Source organism: Amycolatopsis sp. BJA-103 (assembly GCF_002849735.1).
Classification (GTDB): Bacteria; Actinomycetota; Actinomycetes; order Mycobacteriales; family Pseudonocardiaceae; genus Amycolatopsis.
In genome coordinates, this window is record NZ_CP017780.1 from 9339438 (window position 1) to 9361093 (window position 21656).

At 67.0% G+C, this 21656-nt stretch carries 21 protein-coding genes; 8 read left to right on the forward strand and 13 right to left on the reverse strand.

The window, feature by feature from the left end; all coding sequences use genetic code 11:
* Positions 1 to 72: 72 nt before the first annotated feature.
* The 6 genes from BKN51_RS42190 to BKN51_RS42215 form a co-directional block, all read right to left on the reverse strand.
* Positions 73 to 459 (reverse strand): hypothetical protein, encoded by a 387-nt coding sequence (locus BKN51_RS42190; RefSeq protein ID WP_101612873.1) that lies wholly within the window; start codon positions 457 to 459, stop codon positions 73 to 75.
* Between the two features lie 116 nt (positions 460 to 575).
* Positions 576 to 1427 carry a hypothetical protein gene (locus tag BKN51_RS42195; protein WP_101612874.1) on the reverse strand — a complete coding sequence of 284 codons (852 nt, stop codon included), beginning with the start codon at positions 1425 to 1427 and terminating at the stop codon, positions 576 to 578.
* 209 nt (positions 1428 to 1636) lie between these two features.
* On the reverse strand, positions 1637 to 2374 hold the full coding sequence (locus tag BKN51_RS42200; RefSeq protein WP_101612875.1) for a hypothetical protein: 738 nt from the start codon (positions 2372 to 2374) through the stop codon (positions 1637 to 1639).
* 135 nt (positions 2375 to 2509) lie between these two features.
* Entirely contained in the window at positions 2510 to 3067 is a 558-nt protein-coding gene (locus tag BKN51_RS42205) for a hypothetical protein (protein WP_101612876.1), read from the reverse strand.
* A gap of 40 nt (positions 3068 to 3107) precedes the next feature.
* Positions 3108 to 3311 (reverse strand): DUF397 domain-containing protein, encoded by a 204-nt coding sequence (locus BKN51_RS42210; RefSeq protein ID WP_101612877.1) that lies wholly within the window; start codon positions 3309 to 3311, stop codon positions 3108 to 3110.
* Between the two features lie 23 nt (positions 3312 to 3334).
* On the reverse strand, positions 3335 to 4198 hold the full coding sequence (locus tag BKN51_RS42215; protein WP_101612878.1) for a helix-turn-helix domain-containing protein: 864 nt from the start codon (positions 4196 to 4198) through the stop codon (positions 3335 to 3337).
* A 253-nt stretch (positions 4199 to 4451) separates the two neighbouring features.
* Here BKN51_RS42215 and BKN51_RS42220 point away from each other — a divergent pair, with 253 nt between their 5' ends.
* Positions 4452 to 5288 (forward strand): hypothetical protein, encoded by an 837-nt coding sequence (locus BKN51_RS42220; RefSeq protein ID WP_101612879.1) that lies wholly within the window; start codon positions 4452 to 4454, stop codon positions 5286 to 5288.
* A 2-nt stretch (positions 5289 to 5290) separates the two neighbouring features.
* On the opposite strand, the gene BKN51_RS42225 is transcribed toward BKN51_RS42220, so the two are convergent.
* Both BKN51_RS42225 and BKN51_RS42230 read right to left on the reverse strand, forming a co-directional pair.
* Positions 5291 to 5731 (reverse strand): hypothetical protein, encoded by a 441-nt coding sequence (locus BKN51_RS42225; protein ID WP_233223910.1) that lies wholly within the window; start codon positions 5729 to 5731, stop codon positions 5291 to 5293.
* Positions 5732 to 5826: 95 nt separating this feature from the next.
* Complete coding sequence (locus BKN51_RS42230) at positions 5827 to 6831, reverse strand: phage baseplate protein (protein WP_101612880.1); 1005 nt, start codon at positions 6829 to 6831, stop codon at positions 5827 to 5829.
* Between the two features lie 172 nt (positions 6832 to 7003).
* Here BKN51_RS42230 and BKN51_RS42235 point away from each other — a divergent pair, with 172 nt between their 5' ends.
* Positions 7004 to 7321 (forward strand): hypothetical protein, encoded by a 318-nt coding sequence (locus BKN51_RS42235; RefSeq protein ID WP_101612881.1) that lies wholly within the window; start codon positions 7004 to 7006, stop codon positions 7319 to 7321.
* A 93-nt stretch (positions 7322 to 7414) separates the two neighbouring features.
* Here BKN51_RS42235 and BKN51_RS42240 read toward each other — a convergent pair whose 3' ends face one another.
* Entirely contained in the window at positions 7415 to 9430 is a 2016-nt protein-coding gene (locus tag BKN51_RS42240; RefSeq protein WP_158255793.1) for an RICIN domain-containing protein, read from the reverse strand.
* Between the two features lie 156 nt (positions 9431 to 9586).
* On the opposite strand from BKN51_RS42240, the gene BKN51_RS42245 reads away from it, so the two are divergent.
* From BKN51_RS42245 to BKN51_RS42255, 3 genes are all read left to right on the forward strand, one after another.
* Positions 9587 to 10738, forward strand: a complete 1152-nt coding sequence (locus BKN51_RS42245; protein ID WP_146044389.1) for a hypothetical protein — start codon at positions 9587 to 9589, stop codon at positions 10736 to 10738.
* Positions 10739 to 10742: 4 nt separating this feature from the next.
* The gene (locus tag BKN51_RS42250) at positions 10743 to 15077 is read left to right on the forward strand and encodes an ALF repeat-containing protein (RefSeq protein WP_101612884.1); all 4335 of its coding nucleotides are present in this window, start codon (positions 10743 to 10745) and stop codon (positions 15075 to 15077) included.
* A gap of 72 nt (positions 15078 to 15149) precedes the next feature.
* The gene (locus BKN51_RS42255; protein WP_101612885.1) at positions 15150 to 15623 is read left to right on the forward strand and encodes a hypothetical protein; all 474 of its coding nucleotides are present in this window, start codon (positions 15150 to 15152) and stop codon (positions 15621 to 15623) included.
* A gap of 40 nt (positions 15624 to 15663) precedes the next feature.
* Here the strand turns inward: BKN51_RS42255 and BKN51_RS42260 are convergent, their stop codons facing one another.
* Positions 15664 to 15900 carry a hypothetical protein gene (locus tag BKN51_RS42260; RefSeq protein WP_102906623.1) on the reverse strand — a complete coding sequence of 79 codons (237 nt, stop codon included), beginning with the start codon at positions 15898 to 15900 and terminating at the stop codon, positions 15664 to 15666.
* Positions 15901 to 16194: 294 nt separating this feature from the next.
* Positions 16195 to 16581 carry a winged helix-turn-helix transcriptional regulator gene (locus BKN51_RS42265; protein WP_101612887.1) on the reverse strand — a complete coding sequence of 129 codons (387 nt, stop codon included), beginning with the start codon at positions 16579 to 16581 and terminating at the stop codon, positions 16195 to 16197.
* 124 nt (positions 16582 to 16705) lie between these two features.
* Here BKN51_RS42265 and BKN51_RS42270 point away from each other — a divergent pair, with 124 nt between their 5' ends.
* Positions 16706 to 17539, forward strand: coding sequence for an enoyl-CoA hydratase/isomerase family protein (locus BKN51_RS42270; RefSeq protein ID WP_101612888.1), 834 nt, complete (start codon positions 16706 to 16708; stop codon positions 17537 to 17539).
* Between the two features lie 20 nt (positions 17540 to 17559).
* On the opposite strand, the gene BKN51_RS42275 is transcribed toward BKN51_RS42270, so the two are convergent.
* Positions 17560 to 18126: a CGNR zinc finger domain-containing protein gene (locus tag BKN51_RS42275; RefSeq protein WP_101612889.1), complete on the reverse strand. Its 567-nt coding sequence runs from the start codon at positions 18124 to 18126 to the stop codon at positions 17560 to 17562.
* Positions 18127 to 18208: 82 nt separating this feature from the next.
* On the opposite strand from BKN51_RS42275, the gene BKN51_RS42280 reads away from it, so the two are divergent.
* Together BKN51_RS42280 and BKN51_RS42285 are read left to right on the forward strand one after the other, a co-directional pair.
* Positions 18209 to 19585: an MFS transporter gene (locus BKN51_RS42280; RefSeq protein WP_101612890.1), complete on the forward strand. Its 1377-nt coding sequence runs from the start codon at positions 18209 to 18211 to the stop codon at positions 19583 to 19585.
* A 44-nt stretch (positions 19586 to 19629) separates the two neighbouring features.
* Positions 19630 to 20751, forward strand: coding sequence for an epoxide hydrolase family protein (locus BKN51_RS42285; protein ID WP_101612891.1), 1122 nt, complete (start codon positions 19630 to 19632; stop codon positions 20749 to 20751).
* Positions 20752 to 20780: 29 nt separating this feature from the next.
* Here the strand turns inward: BKN51_RS42285 and BKN51_RS42290 are convergent, their stop codons facing one another.
* Positions 20781 to 21656 (reverse strand): AraC family transcriptional regulator, encoded by an 876-nt coding sequence (locus BKN51_RS42290; RefSeq protein WP_101612892.1) that lies wholly within the window; start codon positions 21654 to 21656, stop codon positions 20781 to 20783.

Consider the following 21656-nt stretch of genomic DNA (forward strand, 5'->3'; position numbering starts at 1 on the left):
GCACCTTTCTCGACGAGGTCCCGGCGACTCACTTTGGCATACCAAAGCGAGGGGACTTGAATGAGGCGGCGCTTAGGCGCGATCCCTCAGCCGCCGGTCCGCCGTTCGCCAGATGACCTGAGGATCGAGGTCGGTGGCGTGCCACGTGGTGGCGCGGGTGGTGCCGAGGTCGCGGTACTTCCGCATGATCTCGACGTGCGCGGGGAGCCCGACGAAGCCGCGCAAGCCTTTGCGGTCATGCCATACCGAGACCGACCCGAGTCGCCGTCGCAGCGGTTCGGCCCACAACCACTGGCCGATCGCGCCGGGTAGGCGCGGCCACTCGCGGCCGAGCGCGTAGCCGGCCCGGTAGGCGCCCGGTGTTCGTCGAAAGTCGTCCAGCGTCAACTCGGTGACGCTGACCAGTACGTCCCCCGCGACGTCCGCCGCCGGGCCGGCGATCCACCTGCTCCTGATCATGCTCACTCCTCATGGCACTTCAGCCCGAGAAGGCTGCACCCGCAGATGATACGCGCATGCTTACGATATGCGCGAACGGCCGGCAGCCCGGCTGCCGGCCGTTCGCTGTCCCAGGTTCAGGGGCGGTAGATCTCCTTGACCGTGCTGATCCGGTCGTCGCCGTTCACGCTGATCTGCGCGAGCACCGGATTGCCGTCCTTCAACTGCTGGATCAGCTGTTCCTGACCGCACGGCCGGCTGCCGAAGCCCTGGTCGTCGATGGTGACCGAGTCGCTGGGGCACAGGGTGGCCGCGCTGAACACCTCGCCGCCCTTCTGCAGCGGAAGCCGGTAGGTCCTGCCGTCGACCGGCGAGTCCTGGTGCGTGACCAGCTCGAAGCGGACCATCCGCGTGCCGGCGTCGTACCCGGCGAACTGCACCCGCTGGGTGGAGTTCGGGAACTTGCGGACCTGTCCCTCGGGCGCCCCGCCGGAGGGCCTGGTTTCCAGCTGCAGGGAGCTGTTGGGCACGCCACAGACCACCGCGCCTTCTTCGCCCGCGGAGCCCGCCTGACGGGCGCAGGTCCACTTCCCCTGGACGTCGAGTACCCGCTCGCCGGGGCCTTCGGCCTGCGGCAACTTCTGGTAGTACTCGGCGATCACGGTGAACGCCTCGGTGCAGCCCGGCTTGGTGCCGTCGGTGGCGGCCACCGCGATGAGGTCCATCTTCGTCCGGCCGGGTGCGCCGACCGGGCCCCCGTACTTGCTGCAGTCGACGTCGCCGTTCGCTGTGGCGCCGGAACCGCCGGTGGCCGCCCCCTGGCCACCGCCTTCCGGCACTTGCTCGACGGCCGCGGTCTCCGCCGCGTTCCGCACCGGAGAACCATTTCCCGCGACACTGTTCCCACTGCACGCGGAAAGCAGCGCGGTGGCGGCGACCGCCCCGCCCACAATGGCCATTTTGATGGTCTTTTTGGCGGTGAATTCCATTTCGGTGCCCCTCTCGCAGCCTTTGTTCGAAGCTATGTCCGGAAGACGTCAGGGCCAGAATGGGGTTGCTTCGAAAGGTTGTCGTGGCGCAGAGGTGCCCGAAGGTCCGAGCCGCCTTGTCCCCGCGGGCAGAACCTCGGAAGGCTTCGCAACCTGGTGCGCCGGCAGGGTGAACCCCGCCGGCGCACCGGTGATCGTGCGGCGGTGGGTTACGGAATGACGCGGTTGCGCAGGTTGAACGGGTACGGGCCTTCGCCGTGGATGCTCAGCTCGGCGCGCACGTCGAAGCTGTAGAACGGGTGCGAGTTGAAGTAGCTGTCCAGATTCGTGCCGCCGAAGCAGATCAAATCCGCGCCACCACCCGAATTGGGGCCGTTGCACAGGCTCAGCGTCGGGTAACGGAACGAGTCCAGCGGCCGGAAACCGGTGCCGCCGGGGCCGGGAACGGGCAGGTGACCGATCAGTCCGCCGGGGTCACCCGGCCAGTTCGACTCGACGGGCTGCCGCCGCCCGTCGGCGAAGAGCACGCCTTGGATGTTGCGCCCGGGCGGCTCGGTCTCTAGTACGGTGCCCGCGACGAGGGCGCCGAGGCTGAACCCGACGATGTACACCTTGGTGTCGAGGTCGCAGCCGTAGGTGACGTAGAGGTTGTAGAGCGCGGTCCTGAGGTTGGCGACACCGGCGTCGACGTCGGCGTAAAGGTTGATGTCCCCGGCGCTGTTCGGGTACGGGATGCGCACCGGGTCGGCGCCGCCCGGCGAGAAGGCGCGGTCCAGCAGTTTGAAGGCGCCTCCGTCCTGGTACCCCGGCACGACGAACATGACCGGCCCGCACGCGCCGTCAGGCCGGGCGGCCGCCTGCGCGGCCCCGGCACCGGCGATCGCGCTCGCCAGGGTGACGACGGACAGGACGGCGGTCGTGAGTAAGCGGAATCTGGCTCTTCTCATCGGTTTCTCCCCACTGTCGAATTGCGGGCCGAACGCTAATGAGCGCCGATGAAATATCGATGAAATGCCAGGGCCCGCCTGCGCCGTGCACACGATAGGGTGAAGCACTCTTGACACGGGTAAAAATGGCACCGGCTATGACTGAGGCCAGTATGGCCGGGCCTGTTCCGCCGCGTGCATGACGGCACTTCCGTCGAGAACCGCAGGAGTGGCGCCGATTCCCCGTTTTCGCCACTCGATGACGAACTCGAAGGGGGCGGGTGGCGGAAGCGGCCAGAGCCAGAGGCGTTGATCGCCCTGGTAGTACCGGTCGTCACTGCTGAATCCGCCGCCCGCGTCGACGAGCCTGGGAGAATCCGGTCGTTCGGCGGGGTTCGCCCAGCCGTGGAAGGAGTTGCCGACCGTGGTCGCCTTCGAACCGTCGGGAAAGCGGACTCCGAATTTCAGGTCGGCGTCGGTCGGTTCGGGCGGGAAACCTCTTGTCGAGTGCCTGTCGGTCAGGCTCTTCCAGGTCGTCTCGTCCGCTGACCCCCGCCGGACGGCCACCTGCAAGGTGAAACAGCAGCCCTCGCGAAAGGCGAGGGCGTGCTGCAGCGCGACGACGGTGTCGTCCGTCCTGACCACGAACTGCTCGATGGGTACGGGGTGGCCCAAGATGTCGTGGGGCGGTCCCTGCCAGGCAGCTGTCTGCATCCGCCCACGGTAGCCTGCGAAGATGACCGCCTGTGCGAAATCAGGCGGGCTTCGTCGCCGAGCTCTCTTTGAGAGAATCCAAAAAGAAGCTCCAACTTTCAGAATTGACCCTGATCGTCGGCGGATTCGCCGAGCGGTCCTTGCTGTCGCGCAGCAAGATGGAATCGTTCAGCAATTTTACTTCCACACAGCTGCCGGTGGCACTTGAGTAGCTGCTCTTGAACCAGCCTCCTCGGGTCTTCATTGTCGATGGTGATTTAGCGTCGTTCAATCTAGTTCCCTGGCATAGTGATGAATCATTTCCAGTGATCGTTGCTCATCCAGGGCTTTCCCGAATGCGTCACTGTATGTCATTGTCAAATCGCGGATCCGCGTCGAGTCATCGATGATGTCGTATTTTGTGACTGTTTCTTGCCAGGCGACGGTGGGCAATCTCGGGTTGTCGAAATCGATCATGTGCACGGTGGACGCACCGAAAAGTCCACATGCTTTCGTGCTGAACGGAATGATGCGGACTTTGATCCGTTCGGGATGATCTTCGATCATGCCCGCAAGATGGTCGAGCTGGCAACGCAAAATGGCCGGTCCGCCGATCTGCTGTCGAAGTGCGGCTTCGCTGATGATCGCAGTGACGTGAAGTGGATTTTCACTGGTGAGTCGCTGCTGCCTTTGTAAGCGGACCTCGACACTCTGGTCGACTTCTACTTGGCGAAGAACGACGGCCGGCGTCATGATCGCCCTCGCGTAATCCGCGGTCTGCAGCAGTCCGGGAATGATCAGACTTTCGTAGTCGCGGACCCCCTGGGCGCCCAGTTCGAGACCGTACATGCGTTGAATCTCGCTGCCCAGCAAGCTGGAATACCTGGTCCACCACCCCCGTTCCTTGGCCAGTTGTCGCAGATCAAGTAACTCCTGTCGCTCGCTGTCGTCGAACTCGAGAAGCCCCAGAAGCCTGGTCAGGCTTTCTTCAGAGAGAATTTTGCGTTCGTTTTCGACGGCGGACCAGTAGTTGCGCGAGAAGCCCAGTGCGGCGGTGATGGTCTTGACGTCGACGTTCAACTGGTCGCGGCGTTCGCGGAGCCGAAGAGCGAGCTCCCAGGCCGCGACCACCGGAGATGTCGGTGGTGGCACTTCTCCTCCCTTCGGGTTCGGTCACCCGAGATGCACGAGCTGGTTCATGTGCACGGTTACGGTAACCGCACAATAGTCCGGTCACCGTAGCCGGGGAGTGTAACTCCACCTTATCGTTCAAAGCGATCTGGCAAGCTCAGCCGCCAGTCAAGCTGCATGTCGTGGTCGCGAGGGCCCGTCAACCCCAGTCCGACGTCTGGCTTCTCGGTGGTGGCACCGCAGTGATGCTGCACGTCAACGGGGAGGAAACCAGATGCCGACTCCTGGTCAATACGGGTTCGATGCCCATCCTGAGCCGCCCATCGCGGGCGGCCACGTGCTGGCGGCGGGATCGCCTCAGGAACCCGAAACCGCCATGCCGGACGATGTCCCGCGGTCGCCGGTGACACTGAGTCTCGACGTCGGCCGCTCGGTGGCTCGAGAGTCGGTCGGCCGGGCTGCGATCCACTGCACGATCGTCGCGGTCGACATCGAGGGGTTCGGGCAACATCACCGCAGCAACGCGAACCGGGTGCGCATCCGCCGCGGGCTCTACGAAGCGATGCGGGCGGCGTTCGAAGGCGCCGGAATTCCCTGGCATTCCTGTCATCGCGAAGACCGTGGCGACGGCATCTTGATCCTCTCTCGCGCCGAGACGCCAAAGGCTCTGTTCGTCGACTCTCTTCCCTATACCCTCGCGCTGGAACTGGCCAGACACAACGCGACTCATCCGCATGAAGAGCAGATGCGCCTTCGGCTCGCCCTGCATGCGGGAGAGATCAACTACGATGAATACGGGGTCACGGGCTACTCGATAATCCACGCGTTCAGGATCCTCGACGCGCCCTCGCTCAGGATGGCGCTCGCGGGCAGTTCAGCGATTCTGGCCATCATCGGATCCGAATGGTTCTTCGACGAAGTGATCCAGCACAGCGAATCCAGCCATGCGGCATCCTATTTTCCCCTGGAGGTCAAAAGCAAGGAGACGGAGACGCGAGGGTGGATGCTTCTCGTCAGTACTTCCGTCATGTCTCACCGCTCGGGCATGGGTTCGCGAACCCCGCGTTATGGCTCCTGTTCGCGAACGGCGCGACGGGGCCCGAGGCGATAGGTCTACGGGCCGCCCACCAGGTCGTATGTCAGGTAACAGTCATGGGAAGCCTCGACGAGGACTCTCGTCGCCGTTTTTCCCCGCGGGACGACGCCGGCTGTGAAAACGACGTGCGAAGATCCGAACAGGGTGAAGACGTCATCGACCTTCACCAGTCCCGTTTCGCGAACGCTTTCCCCTGAGCCGGGCGTGCAGTAGGACCACGTTCGCTGTTCGGGGGTCTTTTCGTCTTCGCACCATCGCGCGCCGGCGCACGTCAGGACGTTGCGGTAGTCCCTGCCGTTGTAGTGGACCTGGTACGGAAGTCCCCTCTCGCCCGGCAGGGCGTAGCCGAAGTGGTTCGCCACCTTGGGGATGAACGCGGCACCAAGTGTGCCGGCAACGACCAGAACCGCGATCGACACCATCGCCGCACGCCGGCGGAACAGGGACGGCACGTTCATGCTTGCGCGCGTAAAAGGTGACATGCCTGCCTTCCGCTGCTCCGGCCGGACTTCGCGACGTCCGATCCTACGCGGCGATCACGACGTACATGGCCTCAGTCGATGAGGACGTTCTTGTAGAACAGGTTCGCGTAACGGTTGATGTTGCCCATGCTGCTGCGTGACCCGAAGCCCATGTACAAGCGGGTTTCCCCGGCCAGGCTCCGGTAGATCCCGAGGCCCTCCGGCTCGCGGAACACCAGCGAATTCCCCGCCTTGGTCAGCGCGCGGCTCTTCACCTTGCCGGTGTTCATGTCGATGCACGTGACGTAGGAGTTGATGTCGGCGGGGTTCTCGTGGCCCTCACCGTCCAATGTGTACAGATACTGGCCGTAGATGGTGTATCCCTGGAAGGTCACCTTCGTATCGGCCAGCGCGGGCTGTGGGAAGTGCGCCAGCGGCGCGCTGAAGTCGCCGGCGGCGGCGGACGCGAGCGGATAGACGCTGATGTGCAGCTTGCCGCCTTCCTTGCGGCGTACCGCGATCCGCTTGTTGATCGGATCGGTGGCGCAGGTGATCGTCTCACTGCCGGTGAGGAACTTCTTCACCGACGGCGTGCCACCGTTGACGAACTTGAACCTGGCCAGCGCCGTCCCGCGACCGTCGCCGGTGGGTCCGTCCGAATCGCATTCCATCCAGATGTAGGAGTCGGTGCCCACCGGTTCGACGCCGATCGACACGCCGTGCCCGGCGTTGTTGAGATGCATCGAGCCCAGGATCTCACCGGAGAAGTTGACCTGGGTGACGCACAGGTCGTCCCCGGTCCCGCCGTTGCGGGCGTTCACGATGAAGATGCGCACGTTCTGGTTGTCGAAGGCGAAGCCCTGCATCACGTGGTGCGACTCGTGCAGGAGCTTGCTGCGGAACTCGTCGTAGGACGGTTCGGTGAGGTCGAAACGCTTGGACGCCGGCAGCGCGGTGATCGCGGCCGAAGCCGGTCCGGCGAACGTCGCGCCGGTGCCGAGCAGTGCCGTCGTCGCGGCGAGACCACCGCCGGCGCGCAGCAGTGAACGTCGGGAGAACGTGGATCGGACGAGGTCCGGGGGCACTTGCTCGGGCATGAGTGCTCGCCTTCATCGAGTTTCGCGGTCCGACCGAAAATTCTTCAAGCTCGTACAAGATTCGTACAAACATCACCGACCGGCTCGCGGAGGTGTGGTTCGTTCGACCGACAGCACGCGGACCCGCCTGCGGATATCTTTTGGCTGACCACTCAGCACCCGAAGGAGCACCATGACGACCACCCGGCGTGTTCTCGCCGTTCTGGCCACCGCAGGTCTGGTCATCTCGGTCTTCGGCGCAGGTACCGCCTCCGCCGCGACCAAGGGCAAGATCTACATCTCCAACAACTGCGGCAAGGCGGTCTCCACCACGATCCACCGCACCGACGGCTCGATGATCGCGGGCACCGGCGCCGCCCCGGCCGGCAGTTACTTCGGCTACCCGGTCAACCCCGGCAACTACAAGGTTCGCGTGCCCGCCGGTAACCGGGACGTGAAGATCCTCGACCTCGGCGGCAAGGCGCACTCGGTCATCGTCAAGGCCTGCTGACGTCCACACAGGACCGACGAGGTCACCAGCCGAACAACGAAGGCCGCCATCCGGGAACGTTCCGGATGGCGGCCTTCGTAGAGATACCGTCGGTTACGCGGTGGTCATCTGGATGACGGTCCAGCGCTGGTTGGCTCCGCCGGTGCCGTCGTACTGGGAAATGGCCGCACCGTTTCCGGACTGCCAACCGGTGACGTCGGCGAACTTGCCGGTCAGGGCGCTGGCGAGGCCGAGGGTGTTGTTGTCACCCTGGACGAACACCCACTGCTGAGCACCGCCGTAGTGGCAGCCGAACTGGATCAGCTGGGTGCCGTTGGCGACCTCGCCGTAGCGCACGTCGAGGCACCTTCCGGAGTTCTTGTTCTTCAGCCCGTATTTCTTGTCGCCCAACGGGACCAGTTCCCAGACTTGTTTCGGCCCGCCGGCGCAGTCCCAGAGTTCGGTGCCCGCGAAGTCCCCGTTGGCACCCTGGTTCGGCGTGTCCCAGAGACCCGCGACCTGCATGCACCGGCCCGAGTGCACACCCTTGAGCTGGATGGTGCCGAGTCTCATCTCGACGGTCCACGAGACGTGGGTCGGGTCGATGAGGCGCCACCGCTGGTCGATCGAGTTGGTGTTGGTGTACTGCACGATCAAGGTCGCGTTGCCGGTGCCCGAGTCGGCCGCAGTGGCGAACCGGCCGGACCCGACGTTCTTCAGCTGGAACGTGCCGTCGGCGTTCTCCAGGAACTCCCACCGCTGGTTCGGGTGGTCGTTGCACGGGTTCTGGACGACGTTGTCACCGTTGATGTCCATGCACATCTTGGACGCGAGATTCTGCAGGCGGTACTGACCGCCATTGACGGCCTGGAGTTCCCAGACCTGCTTCGGGCTGCGGACGCAGTCCCACAGCTCGGTCTTCGCGCCGTTGGCGAGCGCACCCTGACCCGGTGTGTCCCACAGGCCGGCGACCGCGAGGCAACGGCCGGACTGGATTCCCTGCAGTTCGACGACCCGCTTGTCCGCGGGCTTGATCAGGTCGAGTTTGGCCGCGGCGTGCTGACCGGTGAGGAGGAACGCGTTGCGCTGCGCGGTGGTGCCGGCGAGTGCGGCGCGGGCAGCGGAGACCAGGTTCGGCTGGTAGCCATCACGTTCCGCCCGGTCGAGGATCACCCGGATCTGACGTTCGGCTTCGATCGCGTCGAGCCGTTCCTGCTCGTCGATGTCCGCCTGGTGCGCCGCGTGCACGCCGGTGAAGATGAACGCCTTCCACACCGCCGCGTCACGGCTGTCGTAGGCCGTTTGGGCGGCCGCCTTGACCTTGGGGCCGATGGCGCGCTTGATCATCTCGTAGATGAACTCGTGATCAGGGAGGTTCTTGAGCTCTTCGGTGGCCGTCGCCTTCGTCGCAGCCGCCCAGGCGCGTTCCTTCGCCGTGCGGTTCGCCTCGCGTTCGAGACGTTCGCGTTCGAGGCGCTCGGCTTCTTCGATCTTGCGCTTCTTGTCGGCGGCGGACGCGGTGTAGATGCCCGTGACCACGAACTCCTGGCGCTGGTCGTCCGTGGAACCGGTCTTCAGGACGGTCGCCGCGCCCTTCTTGACGTCACTGCCCTCTTCGGCCATCTCCCACAGCTTGAAGACGAAGTTCTCCAGCGAGCCGTCGAGCTGCGCCTGCGGAACGTTCGTCCAGCCGATCTCGGCCGCGGCGGCGAGTCGTTGGCGGTCGCGCTCCGCCTTCTTCTCCAGCTCGATCTGGTCGCGCCGGACGGCGTCGAAGATGCCGGTCTTGATGAAGTTGTAGCAGGCGAGCTCATCGGTCGTGTCAGTGAACGCCTTGAGCGCGGCCGCCTTGACCTGACTGCCCTCGCGAGCCTTCTGCCACAACGTGATCACGAAGTTCTTGTCGCTCATCACCGCCATCTCCGGGGTGAGGAGGAGGTTGAGCTCGCGAGCGGCCGCGGCCTTCTCGTCGGTGGTCGACTCCTGTGCGGCCTGCGCGGACGCCGCCGAGGCCGGGCCGGTCGTCTCCGCTTGCGCCGGCGTCGCAGCGAGGCCACCCACCAAGGTGACCGCGACGGTCAGTGCGGCGATTCCACGCACGCCGCGACCGACCAGACTGAATCTGGACAAAGAATTCTCCCCCTCTGGACTAACGAAATGCGCCTTACGGAGTAGGCGAAAGCCAGTGTTCGGCGCCATTAGTCGACGTTTCCCGAACCTTGACATGGTCCGCGCGGAGGCGGCAACCGTGAGTGGTCTAGATCACTGATCATCCGCGCTCGATGCGTGCTAAGAATTATCTGGACATTCGTCCGTCAGGCTGTTTGTTCGGGGGATTATTCTAGGGGGAACAAATTGGGCCGTCATGCACTCATGCGCACGGCACTGGCCGCGGTTATCGCAGCCGGAGGGATCGTTTCGGTCGGCTCGCCCGCGGCTGCCGCCGAAAGTGTCATCACCGCGGCCGAGCCTGCTGACCAGCTGGAACAGGCGGAGCTTGCTCGGGTTCGGCGGATAGCGTTGCGGGACTATCGCCCCGAAGTAACGGCGGAGGCCTGGCACGCGATACTCAGTTCCAGGGGGGCCGAAGCGATAAGGGAATTCCTGGAATCCGGGTATCAGAAAGCGAAGACCCGGGCGGCGGAAACGGTAGCCCGGAATACTCGCTACATCGAGGATGTCAACAGGTTTTCGATTCCGGGGAGTGCGGTTCGCGCTACGTCTTCACGCGTTCTTCGGGGCTCGGACAGTGAAAAGGGCGAGTACGTCCAGGGCGGTCTTACGAAAGCGCAAGAACTCGATCGGATCAACGGCAACCGGTACGAGGAGAAGGTCGCCGCGCAGGCGCGTGCGGACCGCGACTACGTGGCGGAGCTGGCCGCCCGCGATCCCGGTCCGCAAGTACGCGCGGCCGCGGAGCGCGCGTTGTCGGTCGGTGACGATGTCGCGATCGGCCTGTTCTTCAAGTACTACTGGGCGAGCGCCGCGAAGCTGGACGACGAGGCGTTCCGTCGTGGTGCGGCCGATCTGGACGCCGCATGGCACAGCAAGATCCGCCTGCTGACCGAGGCCGCGCTGGCCGCCGAGAAGGCGGAACGTGAGTCGAGCGGTGAGCTCGCGCGGAAGGCGCGCGCCGACGCGATCGCCGCGTGGCGTTCGATCGACGATCAGGCAAGCCAGTCTTCGGTGAACTGGGTGGCGGAACGGGACAAGGCGGCTGCCCAAGCCGCGGCCTGGGCCGAAGTCGCCGCACACGCGCGCGCCTCGACGACCGAACAGGACTGGGCGAGTGTCATCGCCCGCGCGGAGCAGGGCAACACGTCATGGGCCGACGAGGCCGAGTGGGCCGTCCAGCAGGCAGGCACCTGGCAGGCGATCGCCGCACAAGCACGAGCGAACGCCGCCGCGGCCACCGATCGGGACAGAGGGGATCAGTAGTCGCATGAGCAACAGGTCAGCGAGCGCCGCCGCGATGTGGCGCAGATCCGTCATGGTCGTGGTCCTCACGATGATCATGGCCTTGCTGGGTGGTCTCGTTCCCGCCGGGGCGGCCGCCAGACCCGCGACGGCGCCCGCGCCCGCGGCTGCCGTGTCGGAAGACCCGCCCGTCCTCGACGACGAAGACCAGTTCAACCGTGAGCTGGTCGAGGACATCGCCAAGCATGCTCCCGACATCGAAGTCCGGGAGGCCGCGCAGGCGGCGCTGGACACGAACGACCCGGCGAGGATCATCTGGTTCCTCGACTACGGCGAGGCGGAGGCCAAGGCCAAGGCCTCGGAACGCAAACGTGTCACCGCGGCCAAGAACCGGGAACTGGTGCAAGGCTGGGCACGGACCGGCGGCCCGCATGTGCGAGCCGGCGCGCAAGCCGCCCTCGATTCCGGCGACGACACGACGATCGCCGACTTCGTTTCCTATGGCAAGGAAATCGCCGAGAAGCAGGACCAGAAGGACGCCGAAGACTCGAAGGCCGAGCAGGATCGCATCATCGCGCGTGTGCGGGACATGGTCGCGCACGGTGGACCACAGGTGCAGGTCGAAGGCGAAGCGATCCTGCTCACCGGCGACTACGCCCGCATCCGCGAGTTCTACCTGACCGGTTACGCCGAGGCGAACCAGCGCGACCACGATTTCCAGCAGGTCATCGAGAAGGCGCTGGAGGATCGCAACAAGGCGATCACCGAGCTCAACGCCTTGGCGCGACGCGCGGAAGCCGCGGCGGACGCGCGGGCCGAGATCATGCGCGCGAACATCAACGCCGTCAAGGTCATGGAAGACGGCCTGTTCGCGATGCAGATGGCCGTGAAGGCGGCGCACAAGGCCGACAAGATCTTCCAGGAAGACAAGCCCGGCCGCGCCAACGGTGCCAAGGGGCGAAACCAGGACATCGACGCGTTGCGTGCCGAGGCGACGGAGTACGCCGCGCGCGGCGGCCGCATCGCCGGGGAGGCCCGGGGTATCAACACCCAGGTCCACAACGCCGCGGCCCGCCTCGTCGAGACAGGTCTGACCAACGGCCTGGACTGGGCCAAGGTCACCATCGGCATCAGTCACGCCGTCGAGGCGACCGCGTTCGCCGCGGAGACCTCACAACACGCGATCGAGGCGACGCTGGCCGACAGCCGCGCGCTCGACGCGGACCGCAACGCGCAGGAGCACGCGAACAACGCTCACAAGTACCGCGCGGAAGCCGAACGCCAGGCGCAGCGGGCGCTCGACCTGGCCGCGGCGGCGAGGGTCCAGCGTGACATCGCCCTCGCGGCACGCGATCGCGCCGAACAGCAGAAGAACCTCGCCGCCCAGAAGGCGGTGCAGGCCAAGCAGCACGCCGCGAACGCCCGCACCGCCCGGGCGAACGCGCAGGGCGCGGCCAAGAACGCGATCGCCAAGTCCAAGGACGCCACGACCGCCTACAACAACGCGGTCACGCACAAGGCCGCCATGGACGAGACGGTGCGGAAAGCCGCGGCCCTCGGGAAGGAACTCGACGTTGTCGAGGGCCTCCTCGGGGAGCACGTCCGGGTCTACCACGAGTACGAAAAGCTCCTGGTCATAGCGCATAAGAAGGCCGAGGACCTCGGCGGCGAGGCATGGGACGAGTACCGGCGCATCGAGGGCGAGACCAATCAAGCCAAGGCCGCGGCCGCCCAGTCGGAAGCGTGGGCGAGCCGCGCCAGGGCCGCGGCGGCCACCGCGCGTGCCGAGGCACAGCGGGCGACGAACGCGGCGAACGAGGCGCATCAGGCAGCACTGCGCGCGAACCAGGAAGCGGTGACGGCACGTCGCGCCGCAGACGAGACGCATCGCCTCGCGCTGGAGGCCGCCAACGCGGCCGTCGCCTCCAACACCGCGGCCGAAATGGTGCAGAGCGAGGCCGAGTCGGCGGTACGTGAGGCCAACCAGTCCGTGTACCAGTCCATGATCGCGGACCGGGCGGCGGCCGCAGCTGCTGCTTCGGCCGAACTGGTCATCGACCCCGTGCGGGCGGCGGAGAGCATCCTCAAACCGTTCGCCGCGATCAACGCCGACGCCCGAAGGGCACTGGCAGGTGCTGCTGAAGCGCTGCTCATCAGCGAGGAGCAGTCTCGCCTCGCGCGGGAGAAGGCGACCGAGGCGGCCGCAGCGGCGGTCCGCGCGCAGAAGGCGGCGGATGAGGCCGTCGCAGACATCAAGCCGGCTTACGAGGCTGCCGCTCGCGCAGTCAATGCCGCGAACGCCGCCGCACAGGACGCGCTCACCGCCAACGACGCTGCGAACACGGCGGCGCAGCACGCGAACGCCGCGTCGGGTTCGGCGGCCACGGCCGCGCAGTGGGCGAACTCGGCTCGTTCGGACGCGACGCTGGCGACCCGATCCGCCAACGCGGCGACCGCTGCGGCCACTGCGGCGGGCCAGGCGGCGGGAGCGGCGGAGAGGCTCCGCAGCGCCGCGCTGGAAGTCGCCAAGGGTTTCGACGCCTTCGAGAACTCGATCGTCGAGCGTCTGAACCAGGTCACTGACCTGCGGAAGCGTTACGACGAGGCCGTGCGCCTCGCCGCGGCGGAAGCCGACCGCAAGCGTCAGGAGCTGAACGAGCTGACGTTGCACAATCTGGCAGGCGCACTCGTCTGCAAGGTGTCCACGTCGCTCCCGCCTTGCCAGGAACTGCTGGCCAAGGTCAAGGGTCAGCTCGGCCCGGCACTCGACGCCTTGGGCAACTACGTCGAGGACTGGTTCTGGTGCACCTCCGGTATCGACGAGAGCGCCTGCCAGCGGTATCACGAAAAGTCGAAGAAGGCCCTCGAGTTCACCTGGGAGGCGATCAAGGGTTTCGCCGAGGCCGCGGTCAGCCCGTTCGTCACCGTGTGGGAGGTCGGCGGTTGCGTCGTCTCGGGCGTCGACTCGGGTGACTGGTCCAAGTGCAAGGCGATTCTCGACGGCGCGATCTACACCATCGAGAACCCGTACATGTGGATCAATCTGCCCGAGTGGCAGACCAACCCGGGCAAGGCGTTCGGCGGGCTTCTGTTCGACGCCGCCGCCGCCGCGGCCACCATCTACGCGGGCGGTTCCGGCGGCGCGGCGTGGAAGACCGTCCGGACGTTGTCGAAGAAGATCGACGGAGGCTCAGGACCGCTGTCGAAGATGGTGGCAGGCCTGGAGCGCTATGCGGTCAAGCTGCATGAGTCCGTCCGCGACAAGCTGCCGAACGCGGTCGGGGAGATCCTGAACCTGAAGGCGCGTTTCGACAACGGCGACGCCAAGTTCGACGGTGCCATCGCGGTCGTCGACGAGCGGCTGTACCGGATGGAGCCCTTCGCGATCCGGCCGGAGGGCACGCCGAACCTCGTCGACGGGGCGACCATCCGCCTCGAAGGCGGCACGCTGCGGATCGAGAACGGCTTGGCGAAACTCGACGGCGCCAAGCTGAAGGTCGAGCCGCCGAAGCACTGTCCAGTCGCCGTCGCGGCCAGGGCGGCCGCGTCCGCGGGGTGCGGAAAAGATGATGGGCCGAAGACCAATCCGGACAACTCCTATGAGCACGACATCGACCTCGGGTACCAGAGCGGCACGCCGCTCGGTTCGCTGAAGGTCAGGTTGTCACCGGCGGAGAACGCCTGGGCCAACAAGAAGATGAACGAGGCCAAGGACCGTGAACCGGCGATCACGCCGAAGGTTGACGAGGTGGCGAAGAAGATTCCGACGGGGGAGCGGGTCGGGCAGGGGTACGAGCTGAAGGACAAGGGCCAGGCTCCCTACCCGTCGTTCAAGCGCAAGCTGTTCGACGAGATGAACCCGAGGCCGGAGAAACCTGGAGCGCCGGCGCCGCCGAAGCGATCACCGGACGAGGTCGCGGACAAGATGAACGACTTGGTCCGGTACACGATCAACTTCCCGAAGGGCACTTACTCCCTCGGCGTCCAGAACGCGCTGGTCGAGTTCGCCAAGTACTTCGACGAGGTCAAGGTCAAGAACTTCTGGGTGAAGAAGGAAGCGGGCGAGGGCAACTACCCTGGCATCAACGTCACGTACAAGACGAAGGACGGACAGCTCTTCGAGGTCCAGTTCCACACCCCGGAGAGCTTCCACGCCAAGGGCGACGCCGAACACTGGGGTTACGAGAAGAAGCGAGCGCTCGAAGCGGTCGATTTCAGTCAGTACCCCCCGCATGAGCGGGAGGCCGTGCGGAGCAAGATCCAGGACGAGATCGATGAGTTGAAGGATCAGTCCGCGCTCATCTTCGGTGAGGTGGAAACACCGGTGGGTGCGATCAACATCTCGCCCACGAAGCCGTAGCAGCAGCCACAATGGAGGCGCCCCCGGCGATCGCGGCCGGGGGCGCACTCTCTTTCGCGGAACGAGGACCTGATGGAGCGCCAGTACCTGTACTACGCGATCGTGACCGAGGCGTTTCCCCGCGTGGACGAACCCGCACTGGTCTGCCGTCGTTGGGTCGACGCGCAGGGGCTCGTGCACGAGGAAGCGTTCACCGACGAGTTCAAATGGGAACCCGAGGAAGTGCTGACCAACATCGAAGCCGGTCGGTGGACCGGTGAGATCCACCCGATCACCGAAGAGGCAGGGCTCCGGTTCGAGGCGATCCAGTATGCCCGGGTCCACAGGTTCGACCCCACCGACGGGAATTACGAGTACTTCAAGCTCGTCGAGCTCGGCAAGACGGTGCTGGCGATCCGGACGTGGATCAGCCCTCAGGGGCACGACCTGGAGGAGACGCACACGGCCTCGGGATGGTTGCGCAGTCACGTCCGCAGCAAGCTCGAACGTGACAGCATGGGCGGCGATCTCATCCCGATCACGCAGGAGGAAGCCGAGAGCCTGTGACTCCCCGCCGACGCGAGATCCAGGACCGGTAGGGGCGGTCTCAAGCCGTGCCGTACAGGTGCCGCAGCCCGGAGTTGACCACCGACGGCACGGCGGAGTAGTGGTTCTCCCCTGGGAAGATTCGGCAGGTGACCCGGAGTCCGGGATAGTCACGAAGGCGGAGCGTCTGCGCCAGCCGTGTCATGGAGCCGAGGAAGCGATCTCCGCACGGCCGTGGGCCTCGGGTGAAGCACTGCTCCTCGAGCTGGAACAGGTAGTCCTCGCAGCCATTCGTCACCGGCCTTCCGCTCACCCCGACCGGCAAGATCAGCAAACGCGACCTGCGCGAGCCGCACTGGCGAGACAAGAACCGCGCCGTCAACTGACCCGGACAGGCGGCTTGGTTCGAGGAGGCCCGGTACTACGCCCGACAAGTCAGCATTGGCGTCGACGGCGCTCTCCGGTGTGTCCGGGAACGTGGCTTTCGCGACACCGTCGTTCAGGCCTCCGGGGTGTCGCGAAAGCCACTTTCGCGACGCCTGATGTCCCGAAAGTGGCTTTCGCGACACGGCCACTCGGTACCGGTCGGCGGCTACGTTCGTTCGGCCTGAAGGCGTTCGTCGTAGCTCTGCTGGCAGTTCTGGATCTCGTCCGCGTGGGCGGTCGTCCAGTCGTACAGGTGACCGAAGGGCTCGCGCAGGGATTCGCCGAGCGGGGTGAGGGAGTACTCGACTCCGACCGGTGAGGTCGGCAGCACGCGCCGTTCGATCATCCCGTTGCGTTCCAGGCGGCGCAGGGTCTGGGTGAGGACCCGCTGGGTCACGCCTTCGAGGCGGCGCTTGATGTCGTTGAACCGGCGGGGCCGGTCGAGGACGGTCATCACCATCATCGACCACTTGTCGGCGATCTGGTCGAGGATCGGGCGACTGGGGCAGTCGGCCCGGTAGACGACGTCCGTGTCCGTGCCGGGAGTGTCCATGTCGGTATCCTCCACGATCCTTACGATGCCGAAAGTGCGTTATTGACGCCGGTCTCCCGCCGCTTCAGCATAGGTATACATCAGGAACTTAGCTGCCTGACAGGTACCGATCGGAGATTCTTTCGTGCATCACGACGCCTACGCGACCCTGCGAGTGAGCCATGAGGCAGGCATCGCCCGTGTCACCCTCGACAACCCACCCGTCAACGTCCTGGACGTCGCCCTCATGGCCGACCTGCGGCGGCTGTTGACCGGGCTGCGGGACGACGATTCGGTCCGGGTGATCGTGTTCGACAGCGCCGATCCGGACTTCTTCATCGCCCACGTCGACATGTCGCTCGTCGACGCGCCGGACGCCTTCGACGAAATCGCGGCCGAAACACCCGACGGTGTCAACGTCTTCCAGGCCCTCGGGGAGTTGCTCCGGCACCAGCCCCAGGTGACGATCGTCAAGCTCGCCGGCCAGGCCCGTGGCGGCGGGGCGGAGTTCGTCACGGCGGCGGACATGACCTTCGCGGCGATCGGTCGCGCCGGGATCGGCCAGGTCGAGGCCCTCATGGGCATCGTCCCCGGGGGCGGCGGCACCCAGTACCTCGCCGATCGGATCGGCCGCAACCGCGCGTTGGAGGTGGTGCTCGGCGCCGACCTGTACGACGCGCAGACCGCCGAACGCTACGGCTGGATCAACCGGGCCGTACCCGCCGAGGAACTCGACGACTTCGTCGACCGCCTCGCCCGCAACATCGCCGCACTGCCCGAGGGCGTGGTCGCCGCGGCCAAACGCGCCATCGTTCCCACTGACCTGGCCGAGGGCCTGCTGCGCGAACACGACGCTTGGGCGGGCCAGTTCGTCCGGCCCGCGGCCGAACGGTTGATCCGAGGCGGACTGGCTTACGGCGCCCAGACCCGCGACGGCGAACGCGATCTGGAGAGCCTGCTCCGCAAGCTGGCCGGCTGATCCACGACAAGCGCCGGGACTCAACCCGGGCTTTGCCGGCTCCGGTAGGCCGCGACGCTGGCCCGGTGCGCGCAGTTCCGCGTGCAGTACTGCTTCGAGCCGTTGCGCGACAGGTCGACGAAAGTGGCTCGGCAGTTCGTCCCGGCGCAGGCGCCGAGACGAGTCGGACCGAGTGTGGCGATCACGGAGGCCAGTGCGCTGAGCGTGGTCGCGGCCAGGTGCGCCGAGCAACGGTCGGTGTCGGAGGTGACCTCGATCCACCAGCGGTCCTGATCGTGGCGCAGCACGGGCGTGGCGCGGCTGTCACGGAGACCGTCATTGATCAGGGCCGTGGCTGCCGCCGCGTCGGTGCTCGCTCGTTCGAGGACGGCGCGCACCGTCTCGCGTACCGCGCGGACCTCGGCCAGGTCGGTACGGGTGAGACGCCGCGGGCCGGTCCCTCGGCCCGCGTCCGGCGAATGGTCGTCGAGGAAGTTCCGGAGCTGCTCCACCGTCTCGAGCGCGTCCTCGCCCTTGATCGGCCTCAAGGTGTTGGCAAGAGCGACGGCCGTCTCGACCGCCGATGATCTGTAACACGCATCGAGCATTTGACGTGTCTCCTCCCTGTTCCGTAGCGTGACACCCATAGTAGCTGTTACGTGTAACGCCACGCTGTGGAAGGAGACGACGATGCCGCAGACGATCCCCGCCGTAGGAGCCCCCAGCGGGGGATCGGACCACGCCCCGGACGGGCGGCGGCTGGGTCTGATCCTGGGGATGCTGGTGCTGCCGATGTACGTGGCACTGGGGGCACCGTCGGTGGCGCTGCCTGCCATCGGCCGCGCGCTCGCGGTGCCGTTCGGGGCCACGGCATGGATTCTCGCCGCATGGTCGCTGACCTCCGCGCTCGCGATGCCGGTCGCGGGCAGGCTGATGGCCCGGTGGAGCCCACTCCGGGTACTCGTCGCCGGAGTCGTGGTGCTCGCCGCGGGCTCGGCGCTCGCGGGAGCCGGCCCGACACTGCCGGTCGTGATCGCCGGTCGGCTGATCGGTGGCGCCGGGGCGGGTGCGACCGTGATCGCCGTCTTCGCCGTGGCCACCGCCCTTCCCGGGCGGGAAAGGATCCGTGCGCTGGGAATCATCGCGGCCGCCAGTGCGACGGCGTCGGCGTGCGGGACCCTGCTGGGCGGGGCGGTCACCGCATGGCTGGGGTGGCGTGCCGTGCTCGCGATCCCGGTCCTCGCGCTGCCCCTGCTGCTGGCCGCGTTGGCGCGCAGGCGCACGTTCACCCGGATCGCCGGCGGTGAGCCGGACGCCCCGGCCGGGCGGTTCGACCTCGTCGGCGCGGCCGTGCTGTCGGTACTCGCCGCCTCGTTGATCACGTTGCTGCAGGCACACTCGGTCGGCCTGCCCGGTCCGGTCACGCTCGCCGTGGCCGGAGCCGGAGTGCTCGCCGCCGTGGGACTGTGGTGGCGCGTGCGGCGCACGCCCGACGGGTTCGTGCCTCGGCGGGTGATCGCGGCCCGCGGCTTCCTGCCTGCCGGGCTCATCGGCGGGACGATCTTCGCGGGCTACTACGGGGTGCTGTTCGTCGCCCCGTCCCTGATCGAACAGGCCACGGGCGGTGGCGCCCTCGAAGCCGGCGCGATCTTGGTCCCGGCCGCCGCCTGTTCGGTGCTGGCGGGACGGCTGGTCGGCACCTTGACCGACCGGTTCACCGGCTGGCAGGTGTCGGCCGGGCTTGCGGCACTCACCGTCGTCGGCGTGCTCGTGGTCGCGGTCTTCGACGGGCCGATCCCGGTCGTCGTCGGCGCGGCGCTGACCGTGTGCGGCTTCGCCGGTGCCCAGGCCGTACTGGTGGGCCTCGCACCGGAACTCGTCGCCGCGCGCGACCGCGACACAGGACAAGGCCTGTTCAACTTCATGACCGCCCTGGGTGGCGGGATCGGCCCGGCCGCTGTCGCCGGCTTGTCCGGCATCGCGTCGGTGCCAGTGGCCCTCGCCGTGCTCGCGGCACTACCTCTGGCCGGACTCGTCCTCACCCTGACCCGGCGCCCAGGCGCGTGAACCGATCTGTCCGACTACCCCTGAACGAGGAAGGAAGCACCGCCATGGCAGCAGAACCGTTCGAGGTCAGCATCACCGAAGCCGAGATCGCGGATCTGCGTGAACGGTTGCGCCGGACGCGGTGGCCCGAGCCCGAGCCGGTGGACGACTGGTCACAGGGTTTGCCGCTGGCGTACGCGCAGGAGCTGTGCCGCAGCTGGGCCGAGGACTACGACTTCGGGTTCGCCGGGCGGCTGAACGTCTTCCCGCAGTACCGCGACACGATCGACGGGCTGGGCATCCACTTCCTGCACGTCCGCTCGCCGGAGCCGGACGCGTTCCCGCTCGTGCTCACGCACGGGTGGCCGGGTTCGGTGCTGGAGTTCCTGGAGGTCCTCGGCCCGCTGACCGATCCGCGCGCGCACGGCGGTGACCCGGCGGACGCGTTCCACGTGGTCGCGCCGTCGTTGCCCGGGTACGGCTGGAGTGACAAGCCGTCGACGACCGGGTGGGGCACAACGCGCACCGCCCGCGCCTGGGACACGCTGATGGTTTCGCTGGGCTACGAGCGCTACGGCGCGCAGGGCGGTGACTGGGGTTCGGCGGTGTCCGGCGCGCTGGGGGAGGTGGCACCCGAGCGGGTCGCCGGCGTGCACCTGAACCTGGGATCCGTGGCGGCGGGCACGTTCGACGACCCGACGCCCGCGGAGCTGACGAATCTCCAGGCCGAGAAGGAGTTCCAGCGCACCGGCCGGGGATACTCGGCGCTCCAAGCGACCCGGCCGCAGACGCTCGGCTACGGCCTCACCGATTCCCCGGCGGGACAGGCCGCCTGGATCGCCGAGAAGTTCTGGGCGTGGACGGACAACGACGGCCACCCCGAGGACGTGTTGTCGCGGCAGGCGATCCTCGACGAGATCTCGGTCTATTGGTTCACCGCGTCGGCCACGTCGTCGGCGCGCCTGTACTGGGAGAGCTTCGCCGACTTCCGGGACAAGGTGACCGCGCCGTCCGGGCTGTCGGTCTACCCACGCGACATCACTCGCCCATCGCGGCGGGAGGCCGAACTGCGGTTTACCGATCTGCGCTGGTTCGAGGAACTGCCGCGAGGCGGCCACTTCGCCGCCCTGGAGCAGCCGGAGTCGCTGATCGAGCAGGTGCGCGGGTTCTTCCGTCTCTTCCGCTGACCGTCCGTTCCCTCTCCCGGTAAGGCCCGCTAGGAGCGGCTGTCGGTGAGCCTGTCGCGCAGGCGGGCGGCGTCGCGCATCGGCGGCAGGCCGTAGGCGCGGCGGTATTCCCGGGTGAACTGGGTGGCGCTGGCGTAGCCGACGGCATCGGCGGTGTGCGCGGCCGTGGTGTCGCCTGCCACCAGCAGGCGCCGCGCCTCCTGGAGTCGCAGGTGCTTCTGGAACCGCAGCGGGCTCATGCCGGTGGCGGCCTTGAAATGCCGGTGCAGGGTGGCCGGGCTCATGTGCGCGACCGCCGCGACCCGCTCCACGGTGATGGGCTCGGTGAAGTGGGCGGCGATCCAGTCGGCCGCGGCGCGCACCCTGGTCAAGGCCGAGCCGGTGGCCGCGAACTGGCGCAGGGTCGGGCCAAGCGCGCCGCCGAGCAGGCGGTAGAGGATCTCGGCCTCCACGCGGGCGGCCAGCGGCCGGATGTCGTCGGGGGTGTCGAGCAGCCGCACCCAGCGGGTGACGGCGTCGACCAGTTCCGGGGTCATCGTGGCGGAGACCTGGCCCGCGGCCGGGGTGGCCGGGGCCTCGCCGTCGAGTTCGAGCAGCAGGTCGGCCAAGACGGGGCCGTCGAGGTGCAGCACGGCCGAGCGGTACGGCACCTCCTCGAACACGGCGGTGACCGGCAGGTCGAGCGAGTTGAGGAACATGTCGCCGCGGCGGGCCGACCGGCTGTGTTCCCCCGTGATGGTGCGCTTGGAGCCCTCGGCGATGAAGCACACCATCGGCTCGTAGCGCAGGTCGAGAGGGTCGACCACCTCGTCGAGGGCGACCACGGTGAGCCGGGGCACGGCGGTGGCGCCGGACCACAGGCCGTTGCGGTGACGGCCCACGGCCGCCGCGAGCTGGTCGAGCAC